The following is a 19,186-nucleotide window of genomic DNA, read 5'->3' on the forward strand; positions in this document are numbered from 1 at the left end:
TGCGTGCCCGTGAAGAACAAGAGTGGCGATGCGGCGGGATTATCGGCCCGGCCCCGAGGCGCCCAAGCGGCGAATAACCACGGACTTTCCGGGGTATTCGCTGCTTAGGTGGATGGCGCGCCGATGATGCTGCTGATGCGCAACGTGCGGTCGTCGGGGATCTCGCTCAGGGCAATCACCGCCAACTGGCGCAGGCGTCGGCGCAGGAAACGCGAAAGCACCGGGCGCAGGCGGTTGGGCACCACCAGCACGGCGGGATCGTTGCCCAGTTCCTGGCGCTTGAGGGCCTTGCGGGTTTCCTCCATCAGGGTGTCGGCCAGGCTCGGCTCCAGCGAGCCGCCATTGCCCACCGCCTGCAGTACCACCTGCTCCAGGTTGAAATCGAGGCCGATCACCCGCAGCTCGGCCTTGTTGCCGAAGTACTGGTTGACGATGGAGCGGCCGAGGGCGACGCGCACCACCGCCGTCAGTTCCTGGATGTCCGGTGGCTGTTGCACGCCACCGTGCTCGACCAGGGCATCGAGGATGGTGCGCAGGTCGCGGATCGGCACGTTCTCGTCCAGCAGGTTCTGCAGGATGCGTTGCAGGTGGGTCAGGCCGAGCAGCTTGGGCACCACTTCCTCGACCAGGCTCTTGCCGTCGCTGCCGAGCTTGTCCAGCAGCTTCTGCACCTCGCTGCGGCCGAGCATGTCCTTGGCGTGCTGGTGCAGCAGGTGGTTGAGGTGGGTGGCGGCCACGGTACTGGCGTCAACCACGGTGTAGCCGTAGATCTGGCCGTGCTCGCGCAGGCTCGGCTCGATCCAGATGGCCGGCAGGCCGAAGGCCGGGTCCACCGCCTCCTTGCCGTCCAGCTGGCCGGTGACCTTGCCGGGATTGATCGCCAGCCACTTGCCGGGATGGATCTCGCCGCGGCCGATCTCCACGCCCTTGAGGCTGATGACGTAGGTGTTGGGCGCCAGTTCCAGGTGGTCGCGGACATGGATCACCGGCGGCAGGAAACCCATGTCCTGGGCGAACTTCTTGCGCAGGCTCTTGATCCGCGTGCTCAGCTCGCCCTGCTGGCGCACGTCCACCAGCGGGATCAGGCGATGACCGACGCGCAGGCTCAGGGTGTCCACCAGTTTCACGTCGTCCCAGCTGGCTTCGCTGCTCTGCACGGCGGATTTCGGCAAGGCCACGGCAGCCGGTGCCTGCTCCGTCTGTTGCGCCTGGCGCGACAGCCACCAGCCGAGCCCGCCGAGTACCGCGGTAAGCAGCAGGAACACCAGGTTGGGCATGCCCGGCACCAGGCCCAGCAGGCCCATGACGCCGGCGGTCATCATCAGCATCTTCGGGCGGCTGAACAGCTGGCCGACCATCTGCCGGCTGACGTCTTCCTCGGTGTTCACCCGCGACACCATCACACCCGCCGCAATGGAGATGACCAGCCCGGGAATCTGCGCCACCAGGCCGTCGCCGATGGTCAGCATGGTGTAGGTGTGGGCGGCATCGGCGAAGCTCATGCCGTGCTGCAGCAGGCCGATGGCCAGGCCACCGATCACGCACACGGCCATGATCACCAGGCCGGCCACGGCGTCGCCACGGACGAACTTGCTGGCACCGTCCATGGAGCCGAAGAAGTCCGCCTCCTGGGCCACTTCCTTGCGGCGCTTGCGCGCTTCCGGCTCGCCGATCAGGCCGGCGTTGAGGTCGGCGTCGATGGCCATCTGCTTGCCAGGCATGGAATCGAGGGTGAAGCGCGCGCCGACCTCGGCGATGCGCCCCGCGCCCTTGGTGACCACCATGAAGTTGATGGTCACCAGGATCAGGAACAACGCCAGGCCCACGGCGAAATTGCCGCCGACGAGGAATTCGCCGAAGGCCTCGATGACCTTGCCGGCGGCATCGGTGCCGGTGTGCCCGTGCACCAGGATGACCCGGGTCGACGCCACGTTGAGCGACAGGCGCAGCAGCGTGGTGAACAGCAACACCGAGGGAAACGCCGAGAAGTCCAGTGGCTTCTCGGTGAGCATGCTGACGATCAGCACCATGATCGCCAGGGCGATGTTGAAGGTGAACAGCAGGTCGAGGATGAAGCTCGGCAGCGGCAGGATCATCATCGACAGGATGAGCACGATCAGTACCGGACCGGTCATGACCTTGAGGTCGGCACGGGCGGGCCAGGTGTCGCGGCGCAGCAGGGCGGTCAGGCCTTTCATGGGGTCGTGGGGTCCTCGGGTTGGCGGGCGCGGCGGCCGGGCTGGTCCATGCCTTCAGGCACGTTGAGGTTGTGCGGTGCCGGGGGTGGCGGTCCGCCGTATTCGCTGACGCGCTTGAGGCGGATGGCCCAGGCCACCACCTCGGCGACGACGGTGTACAGCTCCATGGGAATCAGGCGGTCGAGGTCGACATGGAAATACAGGGCGCGGGCCAGCGGCGGCGCCTCCAGGATCGGCAGGTCGTGCTCCAGCGCGATCTCGCGGATGCGCAGGGCCACGGCGTCGGCGCCCTTGGCGATGACCCGGGGCGCGCCGTCCTTGTCCTTGCGGTAGCTGAGGGCCACGGCGAAGTGGCTGGGGTTGGTGACGACCACGTCGGCCCTGGGCACCTTGCTCATCATCCGCCGCCGCGCGCGGGCCTGCTGCAGGCGGCGGATGCGCGCCTTGACGTGGGGGTCGCCGTCGGAATTCTTGTGTTCCTGGCGGATTTCCTCCTTGGTCATGCGCAGGTTCCTGGCGTAGGTCCACAGCTGGTACGGCGTGTCCATGCCGACCACCACGATCAGCGCGCCGACGCAGGTGGCGCAGGACTTGGCGGTCAGGCCCAGCAAGGCAGCAAGGGCCTGCTGCGGCGGCAGCCTGGGCAGGCCGAGCAACTGGCCGAGATGGGCGTCGAGGAACAGGTACAGCACGGTGCCGATCAGTGCGGTCTTGGCGATGGCCTTGGCCAGCTCCACGGGGACCTGCACGGAGAACAGGCGGGCCATGCCGCTGATCGGGTCGAGCCGGGAAAAGCGCGGGCGCAGGGCGCCGCCGGTGATGACCAGGCCGCCGATCAAGGCCGGCGCAGCGAGGGCGGCGAAGACCATCAGGGCGAAGAACGGCACCAGCGCCAGCAGCGCCGACTGGCCGAGGGACCAGCACGTGCCGAGCATGCGCGAGGTGTCGAACAGCTGGGCGCGGTCGAACAGCAGGGCCTGTTCGACGATGCCGCCGAGGCGGTCGTACAGGTGCCCGCCCATGCCCCACAACCCGGCGATGCCGGCCAGCAGCATGATGAAGGTACTCAGTTCGCGGGAACGGGGGACCTGGCCTTCTTCACGGGCTTTCTCGATGCGGCGGGGGGTGGCCGCTTCCGTCCGGTCTTCGCTGCTGGTTTCGGCCACGGCCCATACCTTGGTGTGACGCGCCCCCTGTAGGAGCGGCTTCAGCCGCGATGACGGTAGTGAGCCCACCGACGTCATCGCGGCTGAAGCCGCTCCTACAGGGGCCGCGCAGAATCAAAGGGCAATTGTGTGCAGCCACGGTCGCCGCCGAATCGAGAAAAACCCACGCCAATCCCGCCCTATTGCCCCGATTGCCCGGTGCCGAACTCCTCCTGGTTGAGAATCCGCTCTGCCACCTGGCTGTCCAGCACGATGATCTCGATCCTGCGGTTCACCGCATCGAACGGCGCGGCGCCCCGGAAGCGGATGCGGTCGGACATGCCGGATACCCGCAGCAGCTTGGCCGCATCCAGCCCGCCTGCCACCAGTTCCTGGCGGGACGCCTTGGCCCGGTCGGCTGAAAGATCCCAATTGCTGTAGTACGCCTCGCCGCCCGCATAGGGGTGGCTGTCGGTGTGGCCGCTGATCTGGATCTGGTTGGGCAGCTCGTTGAGCACCGGGGCGAAGGTGCGCAACAGCTGGCTCATGTACGGCGCCACCCGCGCGCTGCCCAGCTCGAACATCGGTCGCTTGTCGGTATCCAGCAACTGCACGCGCAGGCCCTCGGGGCTCAGCTCGATGGCGATCTGCTGCTTCAGTTCGCGCAGCTTCGGATCATGCTCCACCGCACTTTCCAGCCGCTGCTTGAGCGCCTGCAGATGCTTGCGCTCCTCGCTGGACAGATGGCTGGGCCGCCGCGCCTTGCGCGCCATCTCGCCTTCGGACAGGCTCGGCACCGTTCCCCCGCCGGGGATAGCGCTGGTGCTGGCGGTGTTCTTGTCGCCCTTGCTCATGGCCACCAGCAACGGCGTGCTGAAGTACTCGGCAATCGCCTCCTTGTCGCCCTTGCCGGCGTTGGACAGCACCCAGAGCACCAGGAACAGCGCCATCAGCGCGGTCATGAAGTCGGCGAAGGCGATCTTCCAGGCGCCGCCGTGATGGCCGTGGCCGCCCTTCTTCTTGCGCCGGATGATCAGTGGCTGCTCGCTCATGCCGTGGCCACCTCGGGCCGGCCGCCGCGCACGTACTGCTCCAACTCATCGGCGCCGGGCCGCTCGATGATGTGCAACGCCTTGCGCCCGAACTCCACCGAAAGCTGCGGCGGGATGCCCTGCAGGTGGGCCAGCAGGGTCACCCGCAGGCAGTGCAGCATCTTGGTCGACTCGGCGGTCTGCCGCTCGATGCGACAGGCCAGCGGGGCGACCACACCGTAGGCAAGGTAGATGCCGAGGAAGGTCCCGACCAGGGCATGGGCGATCATCTGCCCCATCAGGTCGGGCCCGACATTCACCGCGCTCAGCGCCTTCACCACCCCCATCACCGCCGCAACGATGCCGAACGCCGGCAGGCCGTCGCTGACCTTGTACAGCGCGTCGGAGGGCAGGTGCGCCTCGTGCTCGAATTCCTCGATCTCGTGCTGCATCAGTTCGTCCAGCTCATGGGGCTGGATCGACAGGCTGATGAGGATGCGCAGGTAGTCGACGACGAAGCCCAGCACCAGCGGATCGTCCAATAGCCGTGGATACTTGGAGAACACCGGGCTCTGCCGCGGATCGTCGATATCCCGCTCCACCGCCAGCAGGCTCTCCCGGCGTGCCTTGCTCAGCAGGTCGTACATCATCGCCAGCAGTTCCAGGTAGAACCGCTTGTCGTAACCGGTGCTGCGCTTGAACTTGCCCACCGCACCGAGTGTGGCGCGGATCGCCTTGCCGTTGTTGGCGGCGATGAAGGCACCGATGGCCGCGCCGGCGATCATCAGCAGTTCGGTGGGCTGGTACAACGGCCCGAGGCTGCCGCCGGACAGCACGAAACCACCGAATATCGACGCCGCCGCCACGAATAGTCCGATCAGAATGAGCACGTCGCCGCTCCCCAGGTTCCAGTGAAAGTCCGCTGAAGATCGGCAATCGCGAGGGGCGTCTTGAAAAAACTTTGCCGCTCCCGCGCTGCGGGCTGACCGGAGTCAGCGCTGGCGCAGCGGCCGCAGGCTGTCGAGGGTGTCGGGTTCGATGTCGCGCCGCTTGAGGGTCTTGCCGGCGCGGGACGGCGGCTGGCAGATACCGCAGACGTAGTTGTGCTTCGGCGAGTGCGAGTGGGCGATGAAATCGCCGGAGCAGCAGGAACAGCGGATCTGTTCGAGCATGCCGTTCTCGACGAAGCGCACCAGGGTCCAGGCCCGGGTCAGGCCGAGGACGCGCTCGTCGTCCGGGCTGCCGGCGTGTTCCAGGTACAGGCGGTAGGCCTTGATGAAGGCATCGATACGGTGCCCGCCGATCTCCAGCATGCTGCGGTAGATGCTGTAGAACAGCGAGGAATGGATGTTCGGCAGCCAGGTCACGAACCAGTCCGTGGAGAACGGCAGCATGCCCTTGGGCGGCGGCGCTCCACGCACTTCCTTGTACAGGCGGATGAGCCGTCCGCGGCTGAGGGAGGTCTCGGTCTCCACGACCTGCAGGCGTGCCCCCAGCTGGATCAACTCGATGGCCAGATGCACCTGTTGCATCTCGGCGACCAGACTTTTCTCCGACATGATTTCAGCCACCGCTGCTGTGCAGGTCGCAGGACCGGTCGGCAGCCGCCATCAACAGGGAAGTGTGCATCTCGACCATCCCCAGCTCGCGGGAGTTGTCCAGGGCCCGGGAAATACGCTCCGCTTCCTCGAAGATGGGTCGGCAGATCAATTGGTTGATCCGTGACAACTGGGTCATCTGCTTGCTGCTCAACTTGGTGAGCAAGTCCGCCATGTTGTCGCTGAGTTTCAGGCGAAACATCGCTACTTCACGATCCTTGCGCAACAAGTTCTGCGCCAGCAGCAAGTAGGAAAGATTCAACTCCTGGATATCCGCCAGGTCGCTATTGGTGTTTGGCAACTTTCTCCCCCCCTTCGATAGTTACTCACGCCCGACAGGTCGCGGCGGTCCAGGCAAACACGTCTGTACCTTGGCTCCAATTCATCGAAGCCTCCAGCGTGGTGCTTGAATGCCTGTCCGTGTGCGGCCTGGCGATTGTTCTCAGCCTTCGAGTGCCCTCTTCCGGGGCATCGAAAAAATTCTTTAGTTCTTTCCTAAAGTATCAAGTGATTCGCTCGATAACAGATAGGGGCAGACTTTGGTTGTTGTGTACAAGCGAGTTTACGAAAACCTTACATTGGCCCTGACAGGGCGATCGTTAGCCTGCTCATGATCCGCCATCGGCCCTACTGGCACAAGCGCTGGTTCATGGCGATCACCTGCCCGCCAAGTACCCGGTAGGCGTTGTTCAATTCACCTTTGTTACGCGTCACTTGCATGAGTTGTCCCAGATGATTCTGTCGCGCATGCAAATGGCTGGTTACCCGACTGTCCAGCTCAAGTATCTCGACGATCAAATCATGCTTGCGCAATTGCCCGGCCTCATCGAGTTCGACATGACTCTCCGCGCGTTGCAGGCTCGCGGCGTCCAGCAGTCCCTGCGACTTGATCGCGAAGATGCCTTCCCAGTCGGCGTTTTCCGCGCATTCGAGCATGCGCCGGGACTGTTCGAGCAGCCGTTCGTAGGCCGCGATCACTTGAGCTTGCAACATAAATACCGTTATTCCTCGATTTCCGGGCCAATCGCCTGCCACGACGCGGCGATGGGCTGCAACAGCTCCGCGGCGGCGCTCAGGGACGCTTCGTCGTTCTCCAGATGGGCACGCAGCAACAGGCGCACGACGAAGTCATAGAGATCATCGAGCTGCCGGGCGATGGCACCGCCCTGCTGCAGGTCCAGCGATGCACGCAATCCCCGGCTGACGATATTGATCGCCCGGGTGATCGCCTTGCCCTTTTCCGCGACGTTGCCGGCCTGCATCTGCAGGCGGGCCATGCGCAGCGAAGCCTGGTACTGGTCGAACAACATGCTGATGCGCTGGTGCGGCGAGGCGGCAAGAATGCCGCTCTCCAGGCCGACCCGGGCATAGGCGCTTGCGTCCTGGGGCGAAAACATCAGGCACGCTCCATCGCGGGGTTATCAGTCATTGCTGTTCAAGGCCTCGAATTGGGTGGTGAGGTAGTCGGCGGTCGACGTCAGGGTCGAGATCAGCGTGTCGAGCTGGGTGAACTGGTCGCGCCAGCGCTCCATCTCGGCGTCGATCAGCGCCTGCTTTTCCTCGTAGCGCTCTTCCAGCTGGTCGAGCTTGGACGCCAGGCTGTCGGTGCGGGCGGCGATCAGGCCGTCGTCCTCGTCGAGGTAGCTGTCCAGGTGATCGGTCATGCGGGTGATGAAGCCGGACTTGCCGTCGCTGCCGATGAAGAACTCGGACACCGCATCGATGTTGTCGTCCAGCGCGCTTTGCAGCTTGTCGTCATCGATCGACAGGGTGCCGTCGGATTCCAGGCCGATACCCAGCTGCGACAGGTAGGTGAAGGTGCCGCTGCCGATCTGGCTGTACAGGTCGCTGGCCAGCTGGGTGCTGATGCGCCGGGTGGTGGAGTCGCCCAGCAGTTCGCCGGTGGTGCCGGAGTCGGCGTCGTAGGCGGTGAGCGTGTCCACGCTGGTGACGAAGCTGTTGTAGGCGTCGACGAAGGTGGTGATGGCGTCAAGGATGGCGTCGGTGTCGCGCTTGACCGTCAGGGTCTGCGCGCTGCCGGTGGCGCTGAGGGTCAGGGTCACGCCCTGCAGCGCGCCTTCCACGGTGTTGCTTTGGCTGGTGATGGAAATGCCGTTGATGGTCAGCTGCGCATCCTTGGCCGCGACCGTTTCCGTCAGGTTGTCGCCGAACAGCGACGAGGCCAGGTCGGCACTGTCGTCGCTGCTATAGCTGACGGTCAGTTCCGAGTCGGTGCCGGTGCTTTGCGAGGTCAGCACCAGGCGATACGGCGTGTCGCTACCGTCGTTGACCAGGGTCGCGGTGATGCCGGCATCCGCCGCGTTGATCGCGTCGCGCAGGCCGGCGAGGGTGTTGTTGCTGCTGTCGAGGGTGATCGAGACCGCATCGCCGTCACCGACCTGCAGGCTCAGGGTGCCCGTGCCCAGGGTGGTGCTGGTGGAACTGATCCCCGTGGTGGCCAGGCTCTGCGCCTGGGCCAGCTGGGTCACCTCGACGCTGTAGCTGCCGGCCACCGCGTCGCTGGTGGTCGCTACCGCCACGCCACTCCCGGAAACGCTGGTGGTCAGGGTCTGGTACAGGCTGGCCTTGGACAGCGCCTCGGCGGCGGTCTGCAGGGTGGTCAGCGCGCTGGTCAGGGTGCCATAGGCCGAGATCTCCGCTTGCACCGACTCTTCCTGGGCCGTGATCGGATCCAGCAGGCTGGCGGTCTTGGATTCCTCCAGGCTCTCCAGGATGCTGTCCAGGTCGAGCCCCGAGCCTACGCCCAGTGAGGTGATGCTTGCGGTAGAGCTGGTGGTCGTCGTCATGTGCGTATCCGTCCTGATGTGCTGACCGGCTGGCGGGGTACCTTCGGGCGCAACATCGGCAATCGCCAACCTCGTCTTTAGGGAGTCTTTACCGCGACAACGAAAAAATCTTCAGACCTGCAGCGCCATCACGTCCTTGTAGGCCGTGAGCAGGCGGTTGCGCACCTGCACGCCCATCTGGAAGGCGACGCTGGCCTTCTGCGAATCGGCCATCACGTCCACCAGCGACACCTCGGGGCTGCCGGCCTGGAATGCGTTGGCCTGGCGCCCGGCGGCCTGCTGCAGGCGATTGATGCGCTGCAACGAGTTTTCCAGCTCGCCGGCAAAACCGCCCATGGCCTGGCCCGCACCCAGGGCGGAGACGCCCTGGGCCTGCTCGGCGAGGCTGTTCATCTGTTGCACGACATCGACTAGGGCTTGCGGGGTCATGGTGCGGTGCTCGTGACTGACGACTGCGCGCAGATTAACAAGGCCGCGCCCCGGCGAATCCGCCCAATTGACCGCAAAACAGCAGGCTTTTCCGCCCTTTGCCGGCCAAGGCATTCACCAGAATGCGCCCAAGTCCATCCCGCGAGGTACGCGTGACTACTGCCGCCCAGGCCAAGGCCGCGAAAAAGAACCTGCCGATCCCCCTTCCCGCCAGCCCCGTGGATGCGCTGGCGGCGTTGCTGCGCGGGCGCCCGATGCTGCCGCTGCTGCTGGCCGGCGCCGCCGCCGTGGCGGTGCTGGTGGCGCTGCTGCTGTGGGCGCGGGAGCCGGAATACCGGGTGCTGTTCTCCAACCTCTCGGAGGCCGACGGCGGCCAGGTCATCGGCGAGCTGGACAAGCGCAACGTGCCCTATCGCCTGGGCGAAGGCGGCCACACCATCCTGGTCCCGGCGGAGCGGATGAACGCCCTGCGCCTGCAACTGGCCGAACAGGGCCTGCCCAAGGGCGGCAACGTCGGTTTCGAACTGCTCGACAAGCAGGCCTTCGGCATCAGCCAGTTCGCCGAGCACCTCAACTACCAGCGCGGCCTCGAAGGCGAGCTGGCGCGCACCATCGAATCCCTCGGCCCGGTCTCCCGCGCCCGGGTGCACCTGGTGATGGCCAAGGAATCGGTGTTCGCCCGCGACCGCGAGGCAGCCCGCGCCTCGGTGGCGCTGACCCTGCAAGCCGGCCGCGAACTGGGCCAGGGCCAGGTCAGCGCGATCATCCACCTGGTCACTTCCAGCGTGCCCGGGCTGTCGGTGGACGGCGTCACCCTGGTCGACCAGAACGGCCGCCTGCTGTCCCGCAGCCAGGGCGGCAACGGCCTCGACGGCTCGCAGCTGGATTACGTCGGCGAGATCGAGCGCATCTACCAGCAGCGCATCGAGGAGATTCTCGCGCCGCTGCTCGGCAGTCATAACGTGCATGCCCGGGTGACCGCCCAGGTGGACTTCTCGACCCGCGAGAGCACCGCCGAGCGCTACGCCCCCAACCAGGACGACAAGAGCGCCGCAGTGCGCAGCCAGCAGACGTCCGAACGCATGAGCCAGGCCGGCGACAACGCCCGTGGCGTGCCCGGCGCCCTGACCAACTCGCCACCCAACACGCCGCCGCCGACCAAGGCCACCCCGCCCGCCTCCACGACCGGCAGCAGCGAGACCGCCAGCAACGACGCCACTCGCCCCTTGCAGAGCGAGCGCATGGTCAACTACGAGGTCGACCGCACCATCGAGCATGCCAAGTCCAGCCTTGGCGGCGTGCAGCGCCTGACCGCCGCAGTGGTGGTCAACTACCGCACGGTGGTCAAGGACGGCACCGGCAGCACCGAGCCACTGAGCAAGGAAGAACTGGCCGGGATCAACGACCTGGTGCGCCAGGCCATGGGCTTCGACGAGAAACGCGGCGACACCCTGCAAGTGCTCAACAGCCCCTTCGTGACCGAAACCGAGCCCCTCGACGAGCAGCCGTGGTGGAAGACCGCGGAAGCCTACAACCTGACCATGGGCGTGCTGCGCTACCTGCTGGTGGGCCTGGCCGCGCTGACCCTGTGGAAATTCGTACTCAAGCCCATGCAGCGGCGCAGCAGCACCGGCACCGACCTGATGAGCCTGGACGACGACGATGCCGTCATCGCGCCCGCCCCGCGCGGCAGTGACAGCCTGGTGGTCGGCCAGGACGGCAGCGCGCGTCCGGCGCTGCCCCGCAAGTCGGCGCTCTACGAGCAGAACCTGGAAAGCCTCAAGCGGCTCGCCGGAGAAGACCCGCGCCTGGTGGCGATGATCGTGCGAGGCTGGATGAAGAAGCATGAGTAACAAGATCAGCGGCCCGCGCCGCAGCGCCATTCTCCTGCTGTCGCTGGACGCCGACAGCGCCGCCGAGGTGCTCAAGTACCTGCCGGGCGAGGACGTGGAGACCATCAGCCTGGAAATGGCCCGGCTCAGCCAGGTGTCCCACGAGGAAATGCGCCAGGTGCTTTCCGAGTTCATGGACGAGACCGAGCAGTACGCGGCCATCAGCATCCAGAGCAGCGACCATATCCGCGCCGTGCTGACCAAGGCCCTGGGCAGCGAGCGCGCCGCCAGCCTGATCGACGACATCCTGGAAACCACCAATACCGGCTCCGGCATCGACAAGCTCAACCTGATGGAAGCCGCCGTGGTGACCGAGATGATCCGCGACGAGCACCCGCAGATCGTCGCCACCATCCTCGTCCACCTGGAGCGCGGCCAGGCCTCGGCGATTCTGCAACTGCTGCCGGAGCGCCTGCGCAACGACATCGTCCTGCGCATCGCCACCTTCAGCGGCGTGCAGCCGGTGGCGCTGCACGAGCTGACCGAGGTGCTCGGCGTGATGCTCGACGGCCAGAGCCTCAAGCGCAGCAAGATGGGCGGCGTAAGGGCCGCGGCGGAAATCCTCAACCTGATGAGCTCCAGCCACGAGTCCTCGGCCATCGACAGCCTGCGCAACCACAGCGCCGACCTGGCGCAGAAGATCCTCGACGAGATGTTCCTCTTCGAGAACCTGGCCGATGTCGACGACCGCAGCATCCAGACGCTGCTGCAGAACATCGACAGCAACTCCCTGGCCATCGCTCTCAAGGGCGCCTCCGAACCGCTCATGGAGCGCTTCCTGCGCAACATGTCGCAGCGCGCCTCGGTGCTGTTCCGCGAGGACATGGAAGCCCGCGGGCCGATGCGCATGTCGCAGATCGAGGCCGAGCAGAAGACCATCCTCCAGGTGGTGCGGCGCCTGTCCGAGACCGGCGAGATGATCACCGCGCGGGGCGACGATGCCTATGTCTGACGCCATGGCCCGCTGGCAGACCTGGCAGATGGAGCCCCTGGGTAGCGCCGACGCGGCCACCGACGAGGCCCATGCCGCCCAGCGCGAACGCCTGCGCCGGCGCGCCTTCGAGCAGCGCCTGGAACTGGAACGGCAACGCAACGAGGCGTTGGCCGAGGCGCGCCAGATCAGCCATGCCGAAGGCCGCGAGCAAGGCTATGCCGTGGGCCTGGAGGAAGGTCGCGCGGCAGCCGCCGAGGAGCTGCGCGAGCAGGTCCGGCAGACCCTGGAGCCCTTGCGCAGCCTGTGCCAGTCGTTCGACGCCGCCCTGCACGAAGTCGACGGCCTGCTCGCCGGACAGGTCGGCCGGGTCGCCCTCGACCTCGCCGCGCGCCTGGCCGGTGAGGCCCTGGCCGTGCAGCCGGCGCAGGTGGAGACCCTGGTGCGGCAGATGCTCGCCAGCGAACCGCACCTGAGTGGCAAGCCGCGCCTGAGCCTGAACCCGGACGATCTGCCCTGGGTGGAAAGCAGCCTGGGCGAGGACCTGGAGGCGGCGGGCTGGAGCCTGCGCGCCGACCCGGCCATCCTGCCCGGTGGCTGCCGTGTCACCAGCGCGACGGGCGAGCTGGACGCAACCCGGCAGACCCGCGAAGCCATGTTCAGCGACGCCGGCCAATGGCAGCTCGACCAGCCATGAGCCACGAAAACCCGCACCTGCGCCGCTGGAGCCGCGGGCTGGACGCCCTTTCCGCTACCGCGCTGCAGGTACCGGCCTATCGCCGCAGCGGACGCATCACCCGCGCCACCGGCCTGGTGCTGGAGGCGGTCGGGCTGCGCCTGCCGCTGGGTGCGGGTTGCCGTATCGAGCGCAACGACGCGGTATTCGCCGAAGCCGAGGTGGTCGGTTTTGCCGGCGAGGTGCTGTACCTGATGCCCCTGGAAGACATCCATGGCCTGCAATCCGGCGCCCGGGTCTTCGCCCTGGCCGACGAGCCGGGCGCCAGCGATGGCGGACGTCCCGTGCCCCTGGGCATGGCCCTGCTCGGCCGGGTGCTGGACAGCGGCGGCACGCCCCTCGACGGCAAGGGCCCGCTGCCGGCCACCCCGCGCGGCAGCCTGCACGGCCAGCCGATCAACCCACTGCAACGGGCACCCATCGATCGCCAGATCGATGTCGGCATCCGCGCCATCAACGCCCTGCTCAGCGTCGGGCGCGGCCAGCGCCTGGGCCTGTTCGCCGGCTCCGGCGTGGGCAAGTCGGTACTGCTGGGAATGATGGCGCGCTACACCCGCGCCGACGTGGTGGTGGTCGGCCTGATCGGCGAGCGGGGTCGCGAGGTACAGGATTTCATCGACAGCATCCTCGGCGAAGAAGGCCTGAGCCGTTCGGTGGTGGTGGCCGCGCCGGCGGACGCCTCGCCGCTGCAACGCCTGCAGGGCGCGGCCTATGCCACGCGCCTGGCCGAGGACTTCCGCGACCAGGGCAAGGACGTGCTGCTGATCATGGACTCCCTGACCCGCTACGCCATGGCGCAGCGCGAAATCGCCCTGGCCCTGGGCGAACCGCCAGCGACCAAGGGCTACCCGCCGTCGGTGTTCGCCAAGCTGCCGAAGCTGGTGGAGCGCACCGGCAACGGTCCCCGGGGAGGCGGCTCGATCACCGCGTTCTACACCGTGCTCAGCGAAGGCGACGACCAGCAGGACCCCATCGCCGACTCGGCGCGGGCCATTCTCGACGGGCATATCGTGCTGTCCCGGCACCTGGCGGAGAGCGGGCACTACCCGGCCATCGATATCGAAGCCTCGATCAGCCGGGCGATGAGCGCCGTGGTCGGCGAACCCCAGCAGCGCAAGGCGCAGAAGCTCAAGCAGGCGCTGTCGCGCTACCAGCGCAACCGCGACCTGATCGGCGTCGGCGCCTATGCGCCGGGGCACGATGCCCAGCTCGACCAGGCGGTGCGGCTGTATCCGCATATCGAGCGGTTTCTCCAGCAGCGCACCCACGAGCGCACGTCGCTGGAAGACACCCTCGCCGCCCTCAACCTGCTGTTTCCCGGCAAATGACCCTTATGGCCCATGAATGCCTGCAGCTCCTTGTCGAACTCACCGCCCGCGCCCGGGAAACTGCCGCCACCGCCCTGGCCCAGGCGCGCCGTGCCGAGCAGCAGATGGCCGAGCAGTTGCGCGCCCTCGACGGCTACCAGCGCGAATACCGCCAGGGCCTGCAGCAGGAACTGCTGGGCGCCGGCATGGACCCGGCCACGCTGGCCAACTACCGCGGCTTCCTGAAATCACTGGAAGGGGCGATCGAGCGGGCCGAAAGCAACCTGGCCCGCCATCGCACCCTGGTCGCCCAGCACCAGGACACCTGGCGCCAGGCCTGGCGCAAGGTCAACGCCCTGGAAACCCTGCTGGCCCGGCGCCTGGAACAGGAGCGCCTGCTCGCCGGGCGCGCCGAGCAACGGCGCACCGATGAAATGGCCGGTCGTGCCCATCACTCTTCGTTCAGAGGTCTGTAGACGCGTTCATGGACATCCTTGCCGCCATCGCTCCCGTGGGCCCGACAGCACAGGCCGAAGCGCCCGAAACCAGCGGCGACGTCACGACGACCGCATTCGCCGAAGCGCTCAGCCTGGTGCAGGCACCCACGGCCAGCCCCGTCCCGGCTCCGCTGGTTGCGGTCAATCCCGAACCGGTACCGGCGAGCGAAACACCTGCCCCGGTCCTGCCCCAGGAAAGCACCACACCGGCGGCCCCCTTGCCTTCGCTGGCCGAAGCGCCAGTCATCGAGGACGTGGCGCCACTGGCCGACGAAGCGGAGCCGACGGAACCACCCAGCCAGACGGATGACCAGCCGAAGCGCGATGACATCGCCGAGCAGCCCAAGGACCCGCTGGACGCCATTCGCCAGCGCCTGGACCTGATCGACAATGCCGGGCAACTGGCCTATGCCGCGCTGGTCGTGCCGGTGCAAGCACCACAGTCGGCCCCTGCGCCAGTCGCCCCCGAAGCGGATGACAGCTACACCGGCCCATCGAGCACAGCGGTGGAATGGTCGCCACCCGAAGCGGACAGCCCGGAGATCGAAACGAGCCCGGTGGAGACGCGTGTGGCCGAGGTCGTCGAGGCGGTCGAGCAGCCGCTGCACCCAACCACCCGTTCCCGGCTCGAAGCACCCTCGACGGACACCACCCCGACTGTGCCGACAGGCCTTGCAGCGATCAGCACCAGCGTCGCCAGCAACCCGATCAGCTTCGATGACAGTCCGCAGCCAACGCCGGCCTTGGGCAGCAGCGCGTGGCAAGAGGATCTTGGCCAGCAGGTGGTTGCCATGGTCCGCCGTGGCGACCAGCAGGTGGACATGCAACTGAACCCTGCCGACCTCGGCCCGCTGTCCATCAGCCTCAACGTCGGCGATAGCGGCGTGCAGGCGCAGTTCCAGTCGCTGCATGCCTCGGTGCGGGCGGCGGTGGAACAGGCGCTGCCGCAATTGCAGGTGGCGCTGGCGTCGCAGGGGCTGACGCTCGGCGAAGCATCGGTCAACGACGGCGCCTCGCGCCAGGCCAGCGGCGAGCAGCCGCGCCGGGAATCGCCGGGCGGTGGCTCGCGCCAGCCCCGCGCCACGGCGGCCACCGAGGTGGTCCGGGCACAGCCCCTGGCGGTGGGCGGGATGGGGGTTGATCTGTACCTCTGACCTTACGGCCACTCAGGGTCTCATGGAACAACAGATTCCTAATTGATGTAGCGGGAACCCTGTGGGAGCTGGCTTGCCAGCGATAGCGGTAGTGAATTCACCTATGTCATCGCTGGCAAGCCAGCTCCCACAGGGTTCGCGTCGCTCTTTGGACCTGGTCTCTGCGCGACAGCGCAGCCTGAAAGGCGGGACGGGCTGCTACAGGCCAAAGCCACAAAGAAACGCCCCGAACCCGCGCTTATCGCCCCTTCGCGCGCCCTGCCCGCTGTTCATACTCGCGCCCAGTCTCATTCCCAAGGCCGCTGTCGATGCCCACCCCCTCCAAGAAGATCTGGCTCTGGTTCATTCCATTGGCCCTGGTCGCCGCGGCGGCCAGTTCCGCGGGCGTGTACACCTACGTGATGCGCGAGCGGGCCAATGTCCAGGCGGCCCGGCCCGAGGTGGCGCCCCCGCAGGCGCCGTTGCTGGTGACCGTCGCGCCGATGACCGTCAACCTGCGCAACGATCGCGACGAATCGAACATGCTCTACGTCGGCTTCAGCCTGGAAGTGGGCAACGAGGGCACGCGCAAACTCATCGAGCTGTACATGCCGAAGATCCGCAGCCAGCTGCTCACCGTCCTCAGCGGCCAGGACAGCACGGCCCTGGCCACGCCCCAGGGCAAGGACGCGCTGGCGGCGCGCATCCTCGACCTGTTGCGCGCAAGCCTGGGCAGCGTGCAGCCCGACGTGGCGCTGCTCGGCGTGCTCTACACCGATTTCATCGTGCAGTAAGCCATGTCCACCAACGACGTGCTCTCGCAAGAAGAAATCGACATGCTGCTGCGCGGCAGCGACGACCTCGATACCAGCCACTTCCCCGACGACGGCCTGGACTTCGAGGGCGGCGATGGCGCCGACGAGCACGAACGCATCCGCCCCTACAACCCGGCGACCCAGCACCGGGTGATCCAGGAGCGCCTGCACGCCCTCGACATCATCAACGGTCGCTTCGCCCGCTACTTCCGCATGAGCCTGTTCAACCTGATCCGGCGCAACGTCGACATCACCGTGAAAGGCATCGGCTACCAGAGCTTCAGCGAGTTTTCCCTGCGCCTGCCGGTGCCGACCAACATCAACCTGCTGGCGATGAAACCGCTGCGCGGCACCGCCCTGGTGGTGTTCCCGCCGAGCGTGGTGTTCATGGTGGTGGACAACCTGTTCGGCGGCGACGGGCGCTTCGTCACCAAATCCGAAGGCCGCGAGTTCACCCACACCGAGATGCGCATCATCCGCCGTCTGCTCGGGCTGACCGTGGACGCCTACCGCGATGCCTGGAAGTCGGTGTACCCGCTGGAAATCGAATACCTGCGCTCGGAGATGCAGGCCAAGTTCGCCAACATCACCGGCTCGCCCAATGAAATCGTGGTCAACGCCACCTTCCACCTGGAGGTGGGCAACCTCTCCAGCGATTTCAACATCGTCATTCCCTACCTGATGATCGAGCCGATGCGCCAGTTGCTCAACGGCCCGCTCACCGACGTCAATCCCGAGGAAGAGCGCCAGTGGAACCGGCGCATGGCCAGCGAGATCACCCAGTCCCAGGTCGACCTGGTCGCCGACTTCGTCGAGGTCGAATCGCGCCTGGGCGAGGTCATGGCGCTGAAGGTGGGCGATGTCCTGCCGATCGAGCTGCCCGACAGCGTCAAGGTGCGGGTCGACGGCGTCCCGGTGATGACCTGCGAGTACGGCAGCTACAACGGCGCCCGCGCCCTGCTGGTGAAGGAGCTGATCGATCACTCCATCGGCAAGCCCGCTTCCTCCAGCCGATTCGTCAAGGGCCACCTGCCCATAGCCAAGGAATCCGATGATGAGTGACCCGACCCTTCCCGAACCGCGCGAAGACGACGGCTGGGCCGACGCCCTCGCCGAACAGGCCGGCGCCAGCCCGGACGACGATCCCTGGGCCATGGCCCTGGCCGAACAGGAAGCCGCGACAGCCGCCCCGGCAGCGCCCGCCAGCACGGCGGAGGCCGCGGTGTTCAAGCCCCTCGGCAACGTCCAGCCGAACGCCTCGCCGCGCGAGCTGGAAATGATCATGGACATCCCGGTGAAGCTCAGCGTCGAGCTGGGGCGCACCCGCATCACCATCAAGCAGTTGCTGGAACTGGCCCAGGGCTCGGTACTGGCCCTCGACGGCCTGGCCGGCGAGCCCATGGACATCCTGATCAACAGCTACCTGGTGGCCCAGGGCGAAGTAGTGGTGGTGGATGACCGCTACGGCATCCGCATCACCGAGATCATCACGCCGTCCGAGCGTGTGCAGAAGCTCAACCGATGAGCGCTTCCGCCATCGGCGTCCCCGCCGACGACCTGGTCGGCCTGACCGTGCTCGGCAAGACCGCCCTGGCCCTGGGCATGGTCGCCGCCTGCATCCTGCTGTGCGGCTGGCTGGTCTCGCGCCTGGGCGTACGGCCTTCCGCCGCCGGCTCGGTGCTGAAGGTGATCGGCAGCGCGCGCATGGGCCAACGCGAGAAAGTGGTGGTGGTCGAGGTGCGTGGGCGCTGGCTGGTGCTCGGGGTGACCGCGCAGCAGGTCGCCTGCCTGTCCGAACTGGAGGCACCACCGGGCGCTGACGACGCACCCGGCGAGCCGGTCTCCCGCGGCTTCGCCCTGCGCCTGGCCGATGCCCTCAAGCGCGGCGGCGCACGCGATCCGGAGCATCCGGCATGAGCCGTTGCCTGGTCGTGCTGGCACTGCTGCTGATCCTGGCGCCGAGCGCCGAAGCCGCACCGGTGGTGCAGGGCCTGTCCGGTTTCACCGGCGAGGCCGGCGGCGAGAAATGGTCGCTGAGCCTGCAGACCCTGATGCTGCTCAGCGCCATGGCCTTTCTCCCGGCGGTGCTGCTGATGATGACCGGCTTCACCCGCATCATCATCGTCCTCGGCCTGCTGCGCACGGCCATCGGCACCACCAGCGCACCGCCCAACCAGGTGCTGCTGGGGCTGGCGCTGTTCCTCACCTTCTTCGTCATGTCGCCGACCCTGGAGCAGGCTTACCAAAAGGCCTGGCTACCGTTTTCCAGGGACGAAATGAACGTCGAGCAGTTCCTCGACCAGGCCAGCCAGCCGTTTCGCACCTTCATGCTGGCGCAGACCCGGCAGAACGACCTGGCCCTGTATGCCCGCCTCGCGCGCATCGCCGACCTCAAGGGCCCGGAAGACGTGCCCATGCGCGTGCTGCTCCCGGCCTTCGTCACCAGCGAACTGAAGACCGCGTTCCAGGCCGGCTTCACCATCTTCATCCCGTTCCTGATCATCGACCTGCTGGTGGCCAGCGTGCTCATGGCGCTGGGGATGATGATGGTGCCGCCCTCGACCATTTCCCTGCCGTTCAAGCTGATGCTGTTCGTGCTGGTGGATGGCTGGCAGCTGCTGCTCGGCTCGCTGGCGCAGAGTTTCTACCCGGTTTGAGAGGAACACC

At 66.8% G+C, this 19,186-nt stretch carries 21 protein-coding genes; 11 read left to right on the top strand and 10 right to left on the bottom strand.

Annotated features, from left to right (window positions below; translation table 11 throughout):
* Positions 1-104 precede the first annotated feature (104 nt).
* The 10 genes from flhA to fliE all read right to left on the bottom strand — a co-directional run bounded on the left by flhA (position 105) and on the right by fliE (position 9,208).
* Positions 105-2,198 carry a flagellar biosynthesis protein FlhA gene (gene flhA, locus V0R59_RS05405; RefSeq protein ID WP_330072671.1) on the bottom strand — a complete coding sequence of 698 codons (2,094 nt, stop codon included), beginning with the start codon at positions 2,196-2,198 and terminating at the stop codon, positions 105-107.
* Positions 2,195-3,364, bottom strand: coding sequence for a flagellar biosynthesis protein FlhB (flhB, locus tag V0R59_RS05410; RefSeq protein WP_330072672.1), 1,170 nt, complete (start codon positions 3,362-3,364; stop codon positions 2,195-2,197). Before flhB ends, flhA begins: the two co-directional genes overlap by 4 nt.
* A 179-nt stretch (positions 3,365-3,543) precedes the next feature.
* Complete coding sequence (gene motB / locus V0R59_RS05415) at positions 3,544-4,395, bottom strand: flagellar motor protein MotB (RefSeq protein ID WP_330072673.1); 852 nt, start codon at positions 4,393-4,395, stop codon at positions 3,544-3,546.
* On the bottom strand, positions 4,392-5,264 hold the full coding sequence (motA, locus tag V0R59_RS05420) for a flagellar motor stator protein MotA (protein WP_330072674.1): 873 nt from the start codon (positions 5,262-5,264) through the stop codon (positions 4,392-4,394). Before motA ends, motB begins: the two co-directional genes overlap by 4 nt.
* Before the next feature lie 102 nt (positions 5,265-5,366).
* On the bottom strand, positions 5,367-5,933 hold the full coding sequence (flhC, locus tag V0R59_RS05425) for a flagellar transcriptional regulator FlhC (RefSeq protein WP_330072675.1): 567 nt from the start codon (positions 5,931-5,933) through the stop codon (positions 5,367-5,369).
* Between the two features lie 4 nt (positions 5,934-5,937).
* A complete protein-coding gene (gene flhD / locus V0R59_RS05430) occupies positions 5,938-6,273 on the bottom strand; it encodes a flagellar transcriptional regulator FlhD (protein ID WP_330072676.1) in 336 nt (111 codons plus the stop codon).
* A gap of 326 nt (positions 6,274-6,599) precedes the next feature.
* Positions 6,600-6,965 carry a flagellar protein FliT gene (locus tag V0R59_RS05435; protein WP_330072677.1) on the bottom strand — a complete coding sequence of 122 codons (366 nt, stop codon included), beginning with the start codon at positions 6,963-6,965 and terminating at the stop codon, positions 6,600-6,602.
* Between the two features lie 8 nt (positions 6,966-6,973).
* Positions 6,974-7,369 carry a flagellar export chaperone FliS gene (gene fliS, locus V0R59_RS05440; protein WP_330072678.1) on the bottom strand — a complete coding sequence of 132 codons (396 nt, stop codon included), beginning with the start codon at positions 7,367-7,369 and terminating at the stop codon, positions 6,974-6,976.
* 24 nt (positions 7,370-7,393) lie between these two features.
* Positions 7,394-8,779: a flagellar filament capping protein FliD gene (gene fliD, locus V0R59_RS05445; RefSeq protein WP_330072679.1), complete on the bottom strand. Its 1,386-nt coding sequence runs from the start codon at positions 8,777-8,779 to the stop codon at positions 7,394-7,396.
* Between the two features lie 111 nt (positions 8,780-8,890).
* On the bottom strand, positions 8,891-9,208 hold the full coding sequence (gene fliE / locus V0R59_RS05450) for a flagellar hook-basal body complex protein FliE (RefSeq protein ID WP_330072680.1): 318 nt from the start codon (positions 9,206-9,208) through the stop codon (positions 8,891-8,893).
* 152 nt (positions 9,209-9,360) lie between these two features.
* Between fliE and fliF the strand changes: the two genes are divergently transcribed.
* From fliF to fliP, 11 genes are all read left to right on the top strand, one after another.
* On the top strand, positions 9,361-11,061 hold the full coding sequence (gene fliF / locus V0R59_RS05455; RefSeq protein ID WP_330072681.1) for a flagellar basal-body MS-ring/collar protein FliF: 1,701 nt from the start codon (positions 9,361-9,363) through the stop codon (positions 11,059-11,061).
* Positions 11,054-12,052 carry a flagellar motor switch protein FliG gene (fliG, locus tag V0R59_RS05460; RefSeq protein ID WP_330072682.1) on the top strand — a complete coding sequence of 333 codons (999 nt, stop codon included), beginning with the start codon at positions 11,054-11,056 and terminating at the stop codon, positions 12,050-12,052. The genes fliF and fliG overlap by 8 nt, the downstream gene beginning before the upstream one ends.
* The gene (locus V0R59_RS05465) at positions 12,039-12,728 is read left to right on the top strand and encodes a flagellar assembly protein FliH (RefSeq protein ID WP_330072683.1); all 690 of its coding nucleotides are present in this window, start codon (positions 12,039-12,041) and stop codon (positions 12,726-12,728) included. The genes fliG and V0R59_RS05465 overlap by 14 nt, the downstream gene beginning before the upstream one ends.
* Positions 12,725-14,095, top strand: a complete 1,371-nt coding sequence (gene fliI, locus V0R59_RS05470) for a flagellar protein export ATPase FliI (RefSeq protein ID WP_330072684.1) — start codon at positions 12,725-12,727, stop codon at positions 14,093-14,095. The genes V0R59_RS05465 and fliI overlap by 4 nt, the downstream gene beginning before the upstream one ends.
* A 5-nt stretch (positions 14,096-14,100) precedes the next feature.
* Positions 14,101-14,550 (top strand): flagellar export protein FliJ, encoded by a 450-nt coding sequence (gene fliJ / locus V0R59_RS05475; RefSeq protein WP_330072685.1) that lies wholly within the window; start codon positions 14,101-14,103, stop codon positions 14,548-14,550.
* Between the two features lie 8 nt (positions 14,551-14,558).
* Complete coding sequence (locus V0R59_RS05480) at positions 14,559-15,725, top strand: flagellar hook-length control protein FliK (protein ID WP_330072686.1); 1,167 nt, start codon at positions 14,559-14,561, stop codon at positions 15,723-15,725.
* A 308-nt stretch (positions 15,726-16,033) separates the two neighbouring features.
* On the top strand, positions 16,034-16,498 hold the full coding sequence (locus V0R59_RS05485; RefSeq protein WP_330072687.1) for a flagellar basal body-associated FliL family protein: 465 nt from the start codon (positions 16,034-16,036) through the stop codon (positions 16,496-16,498).
* A gap of 3 nt (positions 16,499-16,501) precedes the next feature.
* Positions 16,502-17,581, top strand: a complete 1,080-nt coding sequence (fliM, locus tag V0R59_RS05490) for a flagellar motor switch protein FliM (protein WP_330072688.1) — start codon at positions 16,502-16,504, stop codon at positions 17,579-17,581.
* Positions 17,574-18,044 carry a flagellar motor switch protein FliN gene (gene fliN / locus V0R59_RS05495; RefSeq protein WP_375547331.1) on the top strand — a complete coding sequence of 157 codons (471 nt, stop codon included), beginning with the start codon at positions 17,574-17,576 and terminating at the stop codon, positions 18,042-18,044. Before fliM ends, fliN begins: the two co-directional genes overlap by 8 nt.
* A complete protein-coding gene (gene fliO, locus V0R59_RS05500) occupies positions 18,041-18,436 on the top strand; it encodes a flagellar biosynthetic protein FliO (RefSeq protein ID WP_330072689.1) in 396 nt (131 codons plus the stop codon). Before fliN ends, fliO begins: the two co-directional genes overlap by 4 nt.
* The gene (fliP, locus tag V0R59_RS05505) at positions 18,433-19,176 is read left to right on the top strand and encodes a flagellar type III secretion system pore protein FliP (RefSeq protein ID WP_330072690.1); all 744 of its coding nucleotides are present in this window, start codon (positions 18,433-18,435) and stop codon (positions 19,174-19,176) included. The genes fliO and fliP overlap by 4 nt, the downstream gene beginning before the upstream one ends.
* Positions 19,177-19,186: the final 10 nt, after the last annotated feature.

The organism is Pseudomonas ulcerans (genome assembly GCF_036324125.1).
Taxonomy (GTDB): Bacteria; Pseudomonadota; Gammaproteobacteria; order Pseudomonadales; family Pseudomonadaceae; genus Aquipseudomonas; species Aquipseudomonas ulcerans.

What these genes read in the sequence shown, in the direction of transcription:
- fliN (WP_375547331.1), top strand. Translation starts at nt 17,574, where the DNA reads ATGAGTGACCCGACCCTTCCCGAACCGCGCGAAGACGACGGCTGGGCC.
- V0R59_RS05485 (WP_330072687.1), top strand. Translation starts at nt 16,034, where the DNA reads ATGCCCACCCCCTCCAAGAAGATCTGGCTCTGGTTCATTCCATTGGCC.
- fliS (WP_330072678.1), bottom strand. Translation starts at nt 7,369, where the DNA reads ATGTTTTCGCCCCAGGACGCAAGCGCCTATGCCCGGGTCGGCCTGGAG.
- fliD (WP_330072679.1), bottom strand. Translation starts at nt 8,779, where the DNA reads ATGACGACGACCACCAGCTCTACCGCAAGCATCACCTCACTGGGCGTA.
- fliP (WP_330072690.1), top strand. Translation starts at nt 18,433, where the DNA reads ATGAGCCGTTGCCTGGTCGTGCTGGCACTGCTGCTGATCCTGGCGCCG.
- fliG (WP_330072682.1), top strand. Translation starts at nt 11,054, where the DNA reads ATGAGTAACAAGATCAGCGGCCCGCGCCGCAGCGCCATTCTCCTGCTG.
- fliI (WP_330072684.1), top strand. Translation starts at nt 12,725, where the DNA reads ATGAGCCACGAAAACCCGCACCTGCGCCGCTGGAGCCGCGGGCTGGAC.
- V0R59_RS05480 (WP_330072686.1), top strand. Translation starts at nt 14,559, where the DNA reads ATGGACATCCTTGCCGCCATCGCTCCCGTGGGCCCGACAGCACAGGCC.
- fliO (WP_330072689.1), top strand. Translation starts at nt 18,041, where the DNA reads ATGAGCGCTTCCGCCATCGGCGTCCCCGCCGACGACCTGGTCGGCCTG.
- V0R59_RS05465 (WP_330072683.1), top strand. Translation starts at nt 12,039, where the DNA reads ATGCCTATGTCTGACGCCATGGCCCGCTGGCAGACCTGGCAGATGGAG.
- fliJ (WP_330072685.1), top strand. Translation starts at nt 14,101, where the DNA reads ATGGCCCATGAATGCCTGCAGCTCCTTGTCGAACTCACCGCCCGCGCC.
- V0R59_RS05435 (WP_330072677.1), bottom strand. Translation starts at nt 6,965, where the DNA reads ATGTTGCAAGCTCAAGTGATCGCGGCCTACGAACGGCTGCTCGAACAG.
- fliM (WP_330072688.1), top strand. Translation starts at nt 16,502, where the DNA reads ATGTCCACCAACGACGTGCTCTCGCAAGAAGAAATCGACATGCTGCTG.
- flhC (WP_330072675.1), bottom strand. Translation starts at nt 5,933, where the DNA reads ATGTCGGAGAAAAGTCTGGTCGCCGAGATGCAACAGGTGCATCTGGCC.
- flhA (WP_330072671.1), bottom strand. Translation starts at nt 2,198, where the DNA reads ATGAAAGGCCTGACCGCCCTGCTGCGCCGCGACACCTGGCCCGCCCGT.
- fliE (WP_330072680.1), bottom strand. Translation starts at nt 9,208, where the DNA reads ATGACCCCGCAAGCCCTAGTCGATGTCGTGCAACAGATGAACAGCCTC.
- motB (WP_330072673.1), bottom strand. Translation starts at nt 4,395, where the DNA reads ATGAGCGAGCAGCCACTGATCATCCGGCGCAAGAAGAAGGGCGGCCAC.